The organism is Thiomicrorhabdus sp. (assembly GCF_963662555.1).
Taxonomy (GTDB): Bacteria; Pseudomonadota; Gammaproteobacteria; order Thiomicrospirales; family Thiomicrospiraceae; genus Thiomicrorhabdus.
In genome coordinates, this window is record NZ_OY759719.1 from 2,212,741 (window position 1) to 2,227,383 (window position 14,643).

At 35.8% G+C, this 14,643-nt stretch carries 16 protein-coding genes; 2 read left to right on the forward strand and 14 right to left on the reverse strand.

Going from position 1 to position 14,643, the window contains the following annotated elements; genetic code table 11:
* Positions 1 to 2: 2 nt before the first annotated feature.
* From ACORJQ_RS09945 to ACORJQ_RS09965, 5 genes are all read right to left on the reverse strand, one after another.
* Positions 3 to 275 carry a (2Fe-2S)-binding protein gene (locus tag ACORJQ_RS09945; RefSeq protein ID WP_321324145.1) on the reverse strand — a complete coding sequence of 91 codons (273 nt, stop codon included), beginning with the start codon at positions 273 to 275 and terminating at the stop codon, positions 3 to 5.
* A 24-nt stretch (positions 276 to 299) separates the two neighbouring features.
* Complete coding sequence (locus tag ACORJQ_RS09950; RefSeq protein WP_321324147.1) at positions 300 to 1,469, reverse strand: GGDEF domain-containing protein; 1,170 nt, start codon at positions 1,467 to 1,469, stop codon at positions 300 to 302.
* Positions 1,470 to 1,579: 110 nt separating this feature from the next.
* Positions 1,580 to 2,494 carry a PilZ domain-containing protein gene (locus ACORJQ_RS09955; RefSeq protein WP_321324149.1) on the reverse strand — a complete coding sequence of 305 codons (915 nt, stop codon included), beginning with the start codon at positions 2,492 to 2,494 and terminating at the stop codon, positions 1,580 to 1,582.
* Between the two features lie 36 nt (positions 2,495 to 2,530).
* On the reverse strand, positions 2,531 to 4,279 hold the full coding sequence (locus ACORJQ_RS09960) for a sensor domain-containing diguanylate cyclase (protein WP_321324151.1): 1,749 nt from the start codon (positions 4,277 to 4,279) through the stop codon (positions 2,531 to 2,533).
* A gap of 280 nt (positions 4,280 to 4,559) precedes the next feature.
* On the reverse strand, positions 4,560 to 6,146 hold the full coding sequence (locus ACORJQ_RS09965) for a SulP family inorganic anion transporter (RefSeq protein WP_321324153.1): 1,587 nt from the start codon (positions 6,144 to 6,146) through the stop codon (positions 4,560 to 4,562).
* 103 nt (positions 6,147 to 6,249) lie between these two features.
* On the opposite strand from ACORJQ_RS09965, the gene ACORJQ_RS09970 reads away from it, so the two are divergent.
* Positions 6,250 to 6,393, forward strand: coding sequence for a hypothetical protein (locus ACORJQ_RS09970; RefSeq protein ID WP_321324155.1), 144 nt, complete (start codon positions 6,250 to 6,252; stop codon positions 6,391 to 6,393).
* Between the two features lie 105 nt (positions 6,394 to 6,498).
* Here the strand turns inward: ACORJQ_RS09970 and ACORJQ_RS09975 are convergent, their stop codons facing one another.
* The 4 genes from ACORJQ_RS09975 to aroC all read right to left on the reverse strand — a co-directional run bounded on the left by ACORJQ_RS09975 (position 6,499) and on the right by aroC (position 9,957).
* Positions 6,499 to 6,816 (reverse strand): pyrimidine/purine nucleoside phosphorylase, encoded by a 318-nt coding sequence (locus ACORJQ_RS09975; RefSeq protein WP_321324156.1) that lies wholly within the window; start codon positions 6,814 to 6,816, stop codon positions 6,499 to 6,501.
* A 199-nt stretch (positions 6,817 to 7,015) separates the two neighbouring features.
* Positions 7,016 to 7,411: a lactoylglutathione lyase gene (gene gloA, locus ACORJQ_RS09980; protein ID WP_321324158.1), complete on the reverse strand. Its 396-nt coding sequence runs from the start codon at positions 7,409 to 7,411 to the stop codon at positions 7,016 to 7,018.
* 59 nt (positions 7,412 to 7,470) lie between these two features.
* Complete coding sequence (locus tag ACORJQ_RS09985; protein ID WP_321324159.1) at positions 7,471 to 8,628, reverse strand: MFS transporter; 1,158 nt, start codon at positions 8,626 to 8,628, stop codon at positions 7,471 to 7,473.
* A gap of 228 nt (positions 8,629 to 8,856) precedes the next feature.
* Entirely contained in the window at positions 8,857 to 9,957 is a 1,101-nt protein-coding gene (gene aroC / locus ACORJQ_RS09990) for a chorismate synthase (protein ID WP_321324161.1), read from the reverse strand.
* Positions 9,958 to 10,044: 87 nt separating this feature from the next.
* Between aroC and ACORJQ_RS09995 the strand changes: the two genes are divergently transcribed.
* Positions 10,045 to 10,491 carry an acyl-CoA thioesterase gene (locus ACORJQ_RS09995; RefSeq protein WP_321324163.1) on the forward strand — a complete coding sequence of 149 codons (447 nt, stop codon included), beginning with the start codon at positions 10,045 to 10,047 and terminating at the stop codon, positions 10,489 to 10,491.
* Positions 10,492 to 10,525: 34 nt separating this feature from the next.
* Here ACORJQ_RS09995 and ACORJQ_RS10000 read toward each other — a convergent pair whose 3' ends face one another.
* From ACORJQ_RS10000 to prmB, 5 genes are all read right to left on the reverse strand, one after another.
* Positions 10,526 to 10,699, reverse strand: coding sequence for a DUF2798 domain-containing protein (locus ACORJQ_RS10000; RefSeq protein ID WP_321324165.1), 174 nt, complete (start codon positions 10,697 to 10,699; stop codon positions 10,526 to 10,528).
* A gap of 200 nt (positions 10,700 to 10,899) precedes the next feature.
* Positions 10,900 to 11,478: a YceI family protein gene (locus ACORJQ_RS10005; RefSeq protein ID WP_321324167.1), complete on the reverse strand. Its 579-nt coding sequence runs from the start codon at positions 11,476 to 11,478 to the stop codon at positions 10,900 to 10,902.
* An 81-nt stretch (positions 11,479 to 11,559) separates the two neighbouring features.
* Complete coding sequence (locus ACORJQ_RS10010) at positions 11,560 to 12,102, reverse strand: cytochrome b (protein ID WP_321324169.1); 543 nt, start codon at positions 12,100 to 12,102, stop codon at positions 11,560 to 11,562.
* 272 nt (positions 12,103 to 12,374) lie between these two features.
* A complete protein-coding gene (locus ACORJQ_RS10015; RefSeq protein ID WP_321324171.1) occupies positions 12,375 to 13,385 on the reverse strand; it encodes a carbonic anhydrase in 1,011 nt (336 codons plus the stop codon).
* A 306-nt stretch (positions 13,386 to 13,691) separates the two neighbouring features.
* Positions 13,692 to 14,627: a 50S ribosomal protein L3 N(5)-glutamine methyltransferase gene (prmB, locus tag ACORJQ_RS10020; protein WP_321324173.1), complete on the reverse strand. Its 936-nt coding sequence runs from the start codon at positions 14,625 to 14,627 to the stop codon at positions 13,692 to 13,694.
* Positions 14,628 to 14,643: the final 16 nt, after the last annotated feature.

A 14,643-nucleotide genomic window follows, 5' to 3' on the forward strand; every position in this document is an offset into this window, starting at 1 on the left:
TTCTAGTTTGTTTTGTCTGCTGATAACTGCTCTTTATGCTCTTCAACTAACTCAATTAAACGCTCTACTTGACGAATACAGCAACCACTTCCCTGGCAAGCATAAGTTTGGTTACTAACCTCGTCTAGTGTTTTAGCCCCGTTTAAAACACTGTCTATAATTTCTTGTTTTGGCACGTCATAACAGACACAAACATTTCGTGATAGATTTTTACTGAGCTCTCTTGGTAAAGCGTTTTGCTCATTATCTGGATGACACTCTTCAGAATTTGACATAGTTGGTTTCAAAAAAATTATTAACTAATCGCTTTGTACGTCATTGGCGCTCTCTTGGTTTTGAGAACATACAATAATCTTATTTCTTCCTGATTTTTTAGCCTTATACAGAGCCCTATCCGCATTGATATATAAATCTTCATCCGTCAAGATATCATCAGAATAATGAATAGCAACACCCGCTGAAAACGTAACAATCTGATTTTCTATATTACCCTTGTGCTCAATTTTTTTATTAATCAGTTCTTCTTTTAGTTTATTTAAGATATATAAACCATCTTCAACTTTATCTATAACGGTAATTACTGCAAACTCTTCGCCACCTAATCTAAAACCATATTCACTTGCTCTACGCATGACCTTTTGCATTAACTGACCAAAAACAGAAAGAACAATATCCCCTTTTGGATGTCCATATCTATCGTTATATTGTTTAAAATAATCAATATCTAAAACGGCTAACATCAATAACTTTCCATCACGAATACTTCTACGCAACTCTTTTTTTAAAGCTTCATCAAAACTTCTTCGGTTTTTTAATCCTGTTAAATCATCGGTAGTTATTAAACCATTTAACCTTAGGGTATTCACACGTAAAAAGCGTAATAAATAAATCCAAATAAAGATAAAGATAACCATTAAAAAGACTATCCAAAAAACAAAAAAATTATACTCATTTTTATGTTCTTGTTCTAAAACCTCTGATTTATCAGACAAGATTTTTAAAGCTTGCTCAATCTGTTGAGCATATAAAAGCTTGAGTTTAGAGTACTCACTTGAAAAAAGCTTGTCTCTAGCTTGATCAGTTCTGCCAGAAGACGCATCATTCATTGCCTTTTTCTCTATGATCATTAAACGGTTATTAACTTCATAGGAAGATTCAAAAAGCTCTTTTAGAGAGGGTTCTAAGACAAGAATATTAATTAAGGTGCTATCTAACTTATTAGTTATATCATCATAGCGTTCTAACCAAGTTGGATCTTGCTCAATGGTGTACATTCTTGCAGACATAGTCAAACCTTCGTCAAAATAAACAACTTGGCTTGCTAACCCTCTTGCTTTATTTAGCTTATCTGCAGAATTTAAGTAACCTTCAAAATGGTACAAAAGTAATGAAATGGAAGAGAACGTTATAACAATAGCGATACTTAAAATTAATAATATATTTTTTTGATAAACCTTAGTTTTCTTCATGAACTCTTCATCTTTAAACGACTTTTATTTTTGTGTGTTTATTTTAAATTACAAATTTTCTAAATTGTTTTGTTGCTTACCAATTTGTTAACCGAGCAAGTTCATCGATTTTAATCATGATTAACTTGATGAAAAGCCAATTCTTGCGCCATTAAAAACCTGACAATATGTGCACTATCTTCTGAACTGATCTCTTCAAATTGAAAAGCGGTTCTATTGTAGCTTAATTTATCTGTCTGGCTGGTTTGATACACACAAAAAGCCTTGGCAAAAATAAACGTCTCTTCAAGTTTTAACAACACGCACACTTTTTGATTTAATTCAAAATGCTGTTCACTATAAATAGCAAAACCGCCCTCACCTAGATTTACTTTTTCATGATTCCAATTATCGGTATCGGACAATTTTTTGTGTACTTTTTTGAGTTTGAGCAATAGAGTTTCGTAAGCATTTAACTTTTTAGTTAAGGTAACAATAATCTGGGCTAGCCAATTGCCCTTTTCTGCTAATACATCAAGACCACTTATATAGTGATGAAGACTAAAAAGCTTAATGTGGCTTTGACCATAAATAAATATATTACTTCCCAAACGGTTCTTCATTACATCTATTAATTCATCAATATGTAAATCAATTCTGTTTGAAAACGCCTGAAGTAAGGGTAGAATTTTGGATGATTTTTTAGAGCTCGGTATAATAAAACGTTGTTGGTCATACCAGTATTGCTGATATTGATCAGACTTTAAAACATCATCACCCTCTATAAGAGATTCCAATAACCAAACCATAAAATCCAGTTTTTGATTTAACCCTAAAAAAACCTCTACACTACCGTTTTGAACATGATCAGAATCTTTAAAAATTTGTTCTAAAGATTCATTAAGTACTTTTAAATCCTGCTTTTCAGAAGGACTAATGATTTTACTTTTATCCGTTTGAAAACATTCCTGCTCACTGCTCATTGACTCTAAGTAGTAAGGTAAGCTCACATCAAAACGAAAAAACATTCTTTTTTCACTTGCCATTTATACACCAGACTCTTGATATCAACTCACAAAGAGCTATTCATTAAACTTGCAAACATTTGTGATAGGGCTATTTTTTGCTTTTTTAAGAGCTTGATGTAAAAACTTAATCAACTCTTGGAACTTTTGCCCTTTTACATACTCAACAACGCCGATTGTTAAACTTAGAGGATTATCTACATGAAAGTCAGTTGCCTCTATAACCTGGCTAATTTTTTGAGCTCTTAAGTAGGCATCATCAATCAAGGTATTTGGCATCACAACTAAAAATTCCTCACCATCATAACGACCGACTAGATCAACACTTCTAAGCTGGCTTCCAATCAATAAAGCAATATCTTGTAACACCGCGTCACCAAATTCATAACCTTTATCTTCATAAACCTTTTTAAAATGATTCACATCCAAAATAAGTACCGAAAATATCTCGTCAAATTGATTTGCTCGGTTCATTAGCTCAACAATACGGTCCATTAATAATGAACGATTTGCTGTCTTGGTTAAATCATCTTTAGAGGCTAAAGCATCTAATTTAAGATTAAGTTTATTAAGTTTGTTGTTTTTTTCTAAAACTTGCTTTTCAAGCTCAATATTTAAATCATTTAAATCATCATTAATGGCTATTAAACCATCATGATAGCGAATAAAGCCTCTATAAAACATCAATGAGATAAACGATGACACAATTAAAGAAATTAACATTGATAACCATGTAATTTTTTGTAAATGTCGCACTCTTTGTTGATGCTGGTTTTTTATATGATTCTCACGACTGCTAAAACTTCTCTTTAATGCTTCTGGATAAAACCCACTCCCAATAATCCAATTGCTATATGGCACTTTCTCAACAAAAGCTAACTTATTTTCTTTTAATCCCGTTTTAGGGTTTATCCAAAAATATGAGATAAAATTCTGTTTTTTACTGTCAATTTGCTTTACTATTTTTATGTATAGTCTGTTTAAATCTTTATTTTTTGAATCGTGGATATTTTTATTAACAATATCAGGGCGTGCATTATTCACTAACATAGTGCCTTCTGAATCCAACACAAAAAAGTAACTCGACTCACCTTTACCAATTTGATTAATCGCTTCTATTAAGTGACTATTCGTTTGTTTTTCAGCTGTATCCAGATATTCACTAGAACCCAAATACCAGTTATAAATACCAAAGTCTTTTACATAGGCAAGTTGCTTAAACTGCTTATCAATTGACTCATTAGGTTTGGTAAAAGTATCCCAAAGAAAACCATGTCCTTGAGTTTGAGCAATGGCAATCTCTTCTCTAATGATTTTTCGGCCTGTCGCATCCTCAAAATCAAGAATAGAAGAACCTTCTAAATGTTTTAAATAGTGAGGTGCTAGCTGAAAGTTACCCTTATAGTCTAATATCCATATAAAACTTTCTCCGTTATTCCAAACTAAGGGTCTTAAAGCCTCAATAATCATCTTTTTAAGTTCGGCTTCTGGCATTTTTTTAACATAATAGTTATATAAAGTAATCGCTATTCGATGAGCATCCTCTACTCTACGTTGAATTCGGTCATGTAATTTCTGATTAATAATGGATTGTCTATAGCTGACTAAATCAACCATATTGTCGACTTTTGAACGGATGCGAGATTTTTCTGTTTCTAGGTAATCGAGTTCGATTTGAGCCTGAGCTCTTTGATAAGTATCTTTTTCTGAATTAATGACTAACGATGAAATAAAGAAAACAGTCAATGGAATTAAAACAACAGGGCCTAACGCCAACAATTGAATAAACTTTTTGCTATTTTTCATAAAGCACACCCTTAATATTTTCAGCAAATGGGAAATATTTCAGTAACAGTTTATTTTGATCGCTCACTTGGCACATAGTTACCATTTACTTTATTATCTTTAAGGCCTTAAAACACTTCAATCTTCTCATTAAAAGCTAATGATTGCCATCATCTTTTAGAAAAATAGCATGATGAAATCAATGATAAAATCAATTTCATGTTCTTTTTCAGTCCATAGATTCAATTAATAAAAAAGCACCCTAAAGGTGCTTTTTTCTCAACAAATATACACAACCATTTTATTTATCTGCTTTTCCACTGGTTGAGACATGATAATGCGGATCTTCGGAAACATTCACCTCTATAAGCTCTTTAGCATCTTCTAACAATACCTGACACTCTGGGCTCAAGTGCTGAAGTGTTAATTTTTTACCCGCCGCTAAATACTTTTTGGTTAATCCATTAATCGCTTCAATTCCTGTATGGTCATAAACGCGAGAGTGCATAAAATCAATTCTTACACAGTCTGGGTCATTCTTAGGGTCAAACATATCGACAAAGTTCTGAGCAGAGGCAAAAAACAGTGGCCCTTGAACTTTATATGTTTTGGTTAATTTACCGTCTATCTCTTCAGTCGTTTCTTCCAAAAGAATACGTTGAGCATGTTCCCAAGCAAAAACTAATGCTGCAACAATGACACCGGCGATAACGGCAATTGCCAAATCATACATCACGGTTAAAAGCGTAACTAACACCATTACAAACGCATCACTTTTGGTCATACCTCGCATAATGTTCCAACTTGACCAGTTAAATGTAGCAATGACCACAAAAAACATTAATCCAACCAAGGCTCCAATTGGCACTTTCTCAATCCAAGGTGATGCGACTAGCACAATCAGCAGTAATGTGAATGCCGCTGTAATTCCAGACAAACGCCCTCTACCACCAGAATTAACATTAATCATTGATTGCCCAATCAAGGCACAACCACCCATGGTTCCAAATGCTCCTGCAGTGCAGTTTGCCGCACCTAATGCAATACACTCTTTATTTGCTTTACCACGTGTTTCAGTAATATCGTCAATTAACGTCATCGTTAACAAAGATTCAACTGAGCCAACAATAGTTAAAATCACCGCATACGGCAAAATAACCCATAAGGTTTGAAGAGACCAAAACCCTTCTGGTAGAGTAGTAAACCAACTTAACCCCTGAAAACCACCGTCAGTACCATCACCGTAAACTAATGACTCTAATGTGCCTGAAACTGATGCTTTATCACCCACGGTAATGGCATTAATATCAAAGAAAACAACCGCTAAAGAGACTAATATAATAGCCGCCAAAGCTGAAGGAACCGCTTTGGTAATTTTAGGTAAAAGATAAATAATCGCTAAGGTGGCTACAATAATCATTATCATGATATTTAAGCTATCACCACTTAACCAAGCACCAGAAGAGTCTTTAAACTGTGTAAATTGAGCAAATAAAATAATTAAAGCCAAACCATTTACAAAACCAAGCATAACTGGGCTAGGTACCATCCTAATAAATCGCCCCCACTTCATTATCCCAATAAATATCTGAAAGATACCCATCATAATGACTGCTAAAAACAGGAAGTGAACGCCATGTTCCATAACTAAATGCATCATAACCACTGCTAAAGAACCAGCAGCAGCAGTAATCATTCCTGGACGACCACCAAACACCGCAGTAATCATACCCACAATAATAGCCGCGTATAAACCCACTAAAGGGTGAACACCTGCAACAAAGGCAAAGGCTACCGCTTCAGGCACTAGAGCAAGGGCAACGGTAATCCCTGACAAGGTATCATTTTTATAGTTTTGCCAGTGAAATGGCTGACTTGGATCGCTCATGAAAACTCCTAAAATTTAATGTGTGCAAATTTTAACAAAAACACAGTACAATTGTCGGATATTCAATGCCTTAGTTGGCTAAATCAAGCGTTAGGATAGAGTTATGTGGATTCACCATATTGGCGAAATTGCGATAGGATTTTTTGTATTACTTATTTTGATCCATTTTGGATTGCACTTTTTCTTCAAATACCAAAAAAAGAAAAAAGATCAACAAAAAGCAAATAGTGCTAAAGACTCTCTTTAACAAATACTCATTAGTTGGGTTTAAAGACATAAAAAAGCCGATTTATCCTATGCTCACAAAGGGTAAATCGGCTTTTTATCACAAAGTTCTAAGTGAGTTTAGAACTTATTCTGCAATATATGAACAGCAGTAGTCAGCAATATGCTTTACCTTAATGCCAAATTTAGAGTTGGCAGGTACATCAAAGCTTGAACCATTTGGAATTGCTTTCCACTCTGTTTCACCAGGTAATAACACTTCTACATCACCTGATTGCATTTCCATGTTTTCTGCTAATTCAGTACCAAATTCATATTCACCCGGCATCATAATACCTAATGTTTTTTTAGAACCATCAGCAAAAATCACAGTACGGCTTGTCACTTTTCCGTCAAAATAAACAGATGCTTCTTTTAATACAGTTACATTTTCAAACTTAGACATAATATTTCTCTTTTATAAAACTAAAATCTGGCGGATTATAGCAAACAAGTTTATTCTAAACCTATTAAAAACTATTTATTATATCGTCATATATAACCTTATAAATAGCCAAAATTCCCTAAGCTTTTATAGGTTACAACTGCGGTTATTGGCACAATAACTATAAGGCCTGAAACATAAAACATCCATTTTGGATGCTTTATGTTCTGACATGGCTTTCACCAATAAACTCAATTTGATAACCATCTGGATCTTCAGCAAAGGCGATAATTGTTTCACCACCATTCATAGGCCCTGCTTCACGAATGATTTTACCCCCACCATTTTTTACAGCTTCTGCAGCTTTATAAACATCAGGCACTTCAATCGCGATATGTCCATAAGCATTACCCAAATCATAGCTATCAACACCCCAGTTGTATGTCAGCTCTAAAACGGTATTGTCATCTTCATTGCCATAACCCAAAAACGCCAACGTAAACTCGCCTTTTGGATATTCCTTTTGACGTAATAATTGCATCCCCATTACTTCCGTATAAAAAGCGATTGATTTCTCTAGGTTACCTACTCGTAACATGGTGTGTAATAAACGCATAATATCTCCAGTTAAATTTATGTAATTGTTTTAATAAATCGTAAGTTTGTCAGGTTAGTTTACAACGGTTCTTTTGTCCATTTCAATGCAATAAAAAATGCCACTATAACCATAATCACACTTAAACCATAAGCTAATGGTGCTCCGCCAAATGTCCAACTGTAACCTGCCAACAACATGCCTAAAGCGCCACCCAAACCATGACTTGAAGCGGCATATATCGCTTGGCCTTTACCATGATTGATGCCTTTAAAATAGCTGTCTATTAAATATATGGCGGCGGCATGAAATAATGCAAAACTGGCAGCATGTAAAAGTTGAGCAAATAGCATCCAAAAAACCGAATCGGCTAAAGAACCAATTAATGCCCAACGAATAATCGTCAAAACAATACTTATTAAAATCAGCAAACGAACTGCATAACGTCTAAATATTTTGCTCATCCAAAAGAACACTGCTATTTCGGCCAATACACCTAAAGCCCAGAGCAAGGAAATAGTAGTTTTTTCATAACCTAAATCCGCTAACTGAATGGTATAAAACGCATAGTACGCCCCGTGCGAGAGCTGCACTAAAAAGCTGACTACCAATAAACTTAATACTTCTGGGCGTTTAATAATTTGCATAAAGCCGTGAGCTTCGCCCTCATGCGGTAATCGCTTGCCATCTTTTACTAAATAACTACTGCCCCAAACAGCCAGTAAAATAAGTAATAAATCAAAAGGTAACCAATGAACGGTGAAATGCTCTATTTGCCAACCGATAGAGACTACCGCCACAATAAAGCCAATAGAACCCCACAAACGGATCTGCCCGTAGCGGTGTTTATCTTCTTTGCCTAAACAGTTAAATGTGTAAGATTCAAATTGCGGTAATGAGGAGTGCCAAAAAAAGCTAAACACCATTAGGGTAAAAAAGATGGCCCAATAACTCTCAAAGATAATTAACCCAATCGAGGCAATTGCCGCTAAAACCGTCGCCAGGCGAACCCAGTAAATAGATTTACCACTCCGGTCTGCTAACCATCCCCAAATATTTGGGGCAATCACTTTGGTAAACATCATAATGCCAAGCAGCTGACCAATCTCTATAGCATTAAAGTTTAATGACTGTAAATAATAGCCCATATAAGGAACCGTGGTACCCAATACAGCAAAGTAGAGAAAGTAATGAAATGACAACTGTTTATAAGCTATTTGATAGGAACAATTTTTCATATTGTTTTACGATTTACTCACTAAGAGACCTCAACAAGAGTCAATATACGGTTAAATATAATTACCAGGCCTGGTATGCACTTTGACCGTCCATACAATGTGAGCACAAGGTAAAAATAATATTAACCAAACTATATCTAAAAAAGACACAAATAAAAACGGAGTATAAGGCATTACACCTCATACTCCGCTTTAAGTCTTATAACGCTTTTCTTATTGTGAAAGCGATTATTGACCCGCGTGAGCAAGATCCATAATAGGCGGAACTACATCACCATTTTGTGCTCGGTTACGCATAAAATGGTCTAACAAGACAATTGCCATTTGTGCTTCTGCAATTGGCGTAGCCCTAATCCCCACACAAGGATCGTGACGGCCTTTGGTAACCATTTCTATTGACTCGCCGGATGTATTAATACTTTTACCTGGAGTCATAATGCTTGAAGTCGGCTTTAAAGCAATGTGAGCCACAATATCTTGTCCAGTTGAAATACCGCCCAAAATACCACCCGAATGGTTTGATTCAAACCCATTTGGAGTCATCTCATCACGGTGTTCTGTACCTAACTGCCCTGCTACGGCAAAACCATCACCAATTTCAACGCCTTTTACTGCGTTAATACTCATTAAAGCGTGAGCTAAATCGGCATCTAAACGATCAAACACTGGCTCGCCTAAACCAACAGGCACATCCTTAGCCACAATAGTAATTTTGGCACCAACCGAGTTTTTTTGCTTTAACAAGTCATCCATGTAAGCACGAATCTCTTCGCTTTTTTCTGGATTTGGGCAAAAGTATTCATTTGAGTTATCAAACGGCCAAGTTACATTTTCAACCTTAATTGGGCCCAACTGTGAAAGATAGCCTTTTACTTCAACACCCAAACGCTCTTTTAAATATTTTTTAGCAATCGCACCTGCAGCAACACGCATTGCCGTTTCACGAGCAGATGAACGCCCACCACCTCGGTAGTCTCTAAAACCGTATTTTTGAGTATAGGTGTAATCAGCATGAGCAGGTCTAAAAGTTTCAGCCACTTTTGAATAGTCTTTTGAACGCTGGTCTTTGTTATGAATAATCATTCCAATTGGCGTACCCGTGGTCTTGCCTTCAAAGACACCAGATAAAATTTGTACTTCATCATCTTCTCTGCGGGCCGTAGCATGCTTTGAGGTTCCAGGCTTTCTGCGATCTAACTCTGCTTGAATATCTTCTTCACACAACTCCATGCCTGGAGGGCAACCATCTACAATGCAACCCAACGCCAAACCATGGCTTTCGCCAAAGGTTGTGACTCTAAAATTTTGACCTAAAGTATTACCAGACATAAACCTGTTCTCAATATTCGTTATAATCGGTGTATTCTACCTAAAATCCGCTTAAATTGCATATTAGCACTGCTGAGTTTTTACCAAATGACACCGAATAATAGACAATTAAATTGGCAATACCCAAACCCCTTTATTTATAAACATATTGTTAGTCAAGATGACTTGGATTTTTTAGGACACGTAAATAACAAAAGCTACCTAGCATGGATGGAGCAGATTGCATGGGAACATGCAAAATCGGTTGGAATTAGCCATGAAAAACAGCGTGAACTGAATCGCATTATGGCGGTGTATGAAAACTGTATGCAGTACTTGGCCAGTTGCTATTTAGGAGATACATTGCACATTGCCACCTGGGTAGGTGAGCAGCAAGGCTGTTGTTTACGCAAACGCCATTTTGAAATAATTAGAGAAAGCGACAAAAAAACGGTTTTCACCGCACAGATGACTTATGTTTGTATTGATTTAATACACCATAAACCTAGAAAAATACCTATTGAATTCATTGAACCCTATCAACGAAATAGATAATTCAATAAATTCTTGATTGATTATTTCTAAGGGTTTATTCAGTTCTGATTAAAATCATCACCAATTTTCTTACAGAAGGTGCTACAAAGGTAACGATTGGAAAAGCCACAATAAATGCCATAAACCATGCCTTCATCCACATATGAAAAAAGTTATGGGGAATACCAACATTAAAGAAAGTGATAATAGCTGACATTAAAAACGACATAAAAAATGCCATAAAAAAAGCGAATAAGATAGTTTGGTATTTTGGATGGAACATTAAAATCTCTTAATTAAATATAGTTAGTTTTTGAAATTCGTAAAAACAAAAATCCAAGTTAACAATTAGTTAACTTGGATCATTGAGAAAACTCAAATAGTTATAGTCAGTTATTTTAACTGACAACTTTGAACATTAAAAATCGTTTATTTTTTTACCCCTTCAATATTCAAATCTAACTCAACATAAGTTGACGCAGGCCCTAAGTTGTATGTGATGTTGTAATCAGCCAACTTAATTTTGGTGGTACCTGTAAATCCAGAACGATAACCACCCCATGGATCTTTACCTTCACCAATTTTATGAGCTTGAATCACAATAGGTTTGGTTACCCCATTTAACGTGAAATTACCTTTAACTTGCATATCTGAATCAGTCCCCTCTATAGAAGTACTTTCAAAGGTTGATTCTGGAAATTTACTGACATTTAAAAAATCTGCACTACGTAAATGCTTATCTCGCTCAGCATGATTAGTGCTGACACTTGAAGTGTCTATTTTGATATTGATTTTACTGTTAGCTAAGTCTTTATCATCATATACATAGTTACCAGAAAAATTATCAAATCGGCCGGTTAACCAACTATAGCCTAAGTGCTGAATTTTAAAGTTAATGGAGGCGTGCATGCCTTTGGTATCAACCACATAGTTAGCTGGGGCCGAAAAAGCCACCGCAGAAACCGATAGTAAAGCGACTGATAAAAAGAGTTGTTTTAGCTTTGTCATAATGTGTTCTCCTGATTACAATTTTTTCATTAAAATGAAAGTTACTTTTATAAAATTTGATTTAGTTAAAACTCTTAATTCCTATGGTTTAAGCATGCGTTTTAAGGTGTTATCTTTATCCCAAAAATGGTGTTTTAAAGCTGCAATGGCATGAATGGAAACCAACCCAATCAAAATAAAGGCAAGCCATTCATGTATCTCTCCAGCTTTGTCTGCTTGGTCTTTAATAGGTTCTATTAAAGCCGGCACATCAAACCAATTAAAGACATAAATGGGATGCGATTCAGCGGTAGAAATTAAATAGCCACTCACTCCCAAAGCAAACACCAATACATAAAGAACAAAATGCACAATATTCGCTACGCTGTTTAAGCGCTTTGATTGGCCCAATGGTTTTGGCTTAGAGTTGAATAGATTCCAAAACAATCTAATTAACATCCCTGCCATGATCAACACACCTATTGACTTATGAATATCGGGTGCAGTGTGATACCAAGTTGAGTAGTAATCTAAAGAAACCATCCACAAACCTAATGCAAACATCGCGATTACTAATACCGCAACAACCCAATGAAATAGGATAGAAATCCAACCATAAGATTGTGTACTGTTGGCTAATTGCATTTAATTTTCTCACGCTGTTTTTTAACTTGTTCTTAGTTTACAAAGAATTAGAGAGAGAAAAAACGCACTAATTAACAAAAGACTGTTGCTAAATTAAGAACAATATTTCAAGAATATCGTTAACTGAAAGAACAAAAAACGCGTAGAAAGAGTGATATAGCAAAGAAAAAATAAAGAATAACGTGAGTAAAATACGAGATTAAAGAAGTGTTGTTTTGTGAAGATGATAAGGCCTGGTCGTTGAATTTTTACCAGGCCTGGTAAATTAAAAACTAATAAAATTCATACAGCGGTTGTTCTTGAACTTGCTCAGACCAAGACTTAAGCAAAGAACGCGAATTTAGTTTTTGAACGGGTCTATTGTTCTCTCCCATAACCTCTTTAAGACGTTCAATCTGTTCCATTGAAGCCTCAATAGGATGTTTAAAAACCATCCAATAAACACCTTCTGAACAAGGAGGTGTTGTTAAAGAACCGCTATATTTATAAAAATCAGTGTTAGAGGGTATAAACATCACAGGATTAATACTTGCCCCTCTATGAATCTCTTGTTTACCAAATTCTTTGGGTAAATTTTCAAGTAGCGTTTGTATTTGTGGGTTCTCTTCACCTTCTTGAAAAATCACACCAATAACCGCTAAATGGCCTTCTCCATCCTTATGCACCAAATGCACTTCCATTGGGTAATTAAAACCATCTTTTTGATGCTCACTTGGCGTATGAAAATGAAACTGCAATAATTCATAGCGATGTCCGCCTACTTCAATGTAGCTACCTAGAGGGTAATTAACTTGAACAGTATGGCCATTGTTAATGATTTTAAGTGGCACATCAAGGTAGTGAATATCTAACTGTGGTAAACCTGCTGCACCTACACCCGCTTTATCTTTTAAATTAATTGGAGATTGATTACTACCAATTTTACATTGAATATTATCAGCAGATAAATCACCCCAATGCTGCGGGCCAGTATCGCCAAGATAACTCCAATGGGCTTTATGTTCAGTGGTGTGAGTGGTTTTATCATTTTTGGCTGTAGAGTTATGATTTGTATCTAGTAAGGCAGGAGTTGAAGCTTGTTCTTCAACAGGTTGAGTTGTTGTTTGTTGGGATTTTGTTGGCGTAGTTGCTGGTGTTTTAATACCTGATTTGGCTTTTAACTCAGCCCCTAAATCTACTAGTGGAGTTTTTGACCTTACTGGGCCAGAAGTATCTTGTGACATTACAGGCAAAGAAGATAAACTCATTGCCACAATCAATGACTTTAAAAAAGGGTGCTTCATAACTTACTCCAAGCTTTACAGAGGCTTTTTAACTGACAAGTATTTGATGAGAGCTTTACACGAGATTATAAACGAGTAAAAATTTTTACCCTCAAGGGGCACTTACGTCAATTTTTCTTTCGTCCGTGACTCGAGCAAAGCTCTCTTTATAATTAAAAAACATAGCTAGCAATAAGTTTGCCAGGCCTGGTAATTTAAAGGCTAGTCATTAATTGATGATTAAAAGTCTATGGTTATTAGTCTAAAGACACTAACTACCATGGCCGATTAAACGTCTATTAACTAACAACAATCCCTAATTGTTCCTTAATTTACAACTCTTTCGTCTAATAAATCTTGAAAAAGTTCCAGCTCGGATTTTTGAATAGCAAACACCCCTTCGCCACCATTTTCAAACTCGAACCAATACAGCGGTAATTCTGGGTATTCTTGTTCAACAAAATACTGAGAAACCCCCACCTCAACAATTAACACTCCGTCGTCTTTTAAATATTTAGGGGCTTCTGCCAAAATTTTACGTACCAAATCTAAACCATCGTGCCCTGCTGCTAAGCCAAGCTCCGGCTCTTGTTTAAACTCTTCGGGTAGAGCTTGCATCTCTATTTCATCAACATAAGGCGGGTTAGAGACAATTAAATCGTATTGTTTACCTTCTAAAGCAGAATACAAATCAGATTGGATTGCGTGAGCAAAATCATTTAAACCATATTGCTCTATATTCTTATTAGCCACCTCTAAAGCCTCAGCAGAAATATCGACTAAATCGACCTCCGCATAAGGAAAGGCCTTAAGTGAAGCAATACCAATACAGCCACTCCCGGTACATAAATCTAAAACACGTGTCACTGAATCAGGGTCTTGAATCCATGGAGCATAGTTTTGGGCAATCAGTTCAGCAATCGGTGAACGTGGTACTAAGGTGTTTTCATTTACAATAAAACGCAAGCCGGCAAACCAAGCCTCGCCAGTTAGGTAGGCGGCAGGTTTTCTGCTTTCTATACGACGTTGAAACAGTTCAGTCACTTGGTGTTTTTCTTGTGCGGTTAACTTAGCTTGCCAATAGTTTTCAGGAATTTCTGCTGGCAAATTCAAAGCAAAAAATACCAATACTCTGGCTTCATCAAACGCATTATCGGTGCCGTGACCAAAAAATAAGTTGGCTTTTTTAAATAAAGTGCCACCCCAACGTACAAAATCTAATACGTTATCTAAGCCTTCACTTTGGTAATTCACATTGCTCATAGTATCTTCTCTAAAG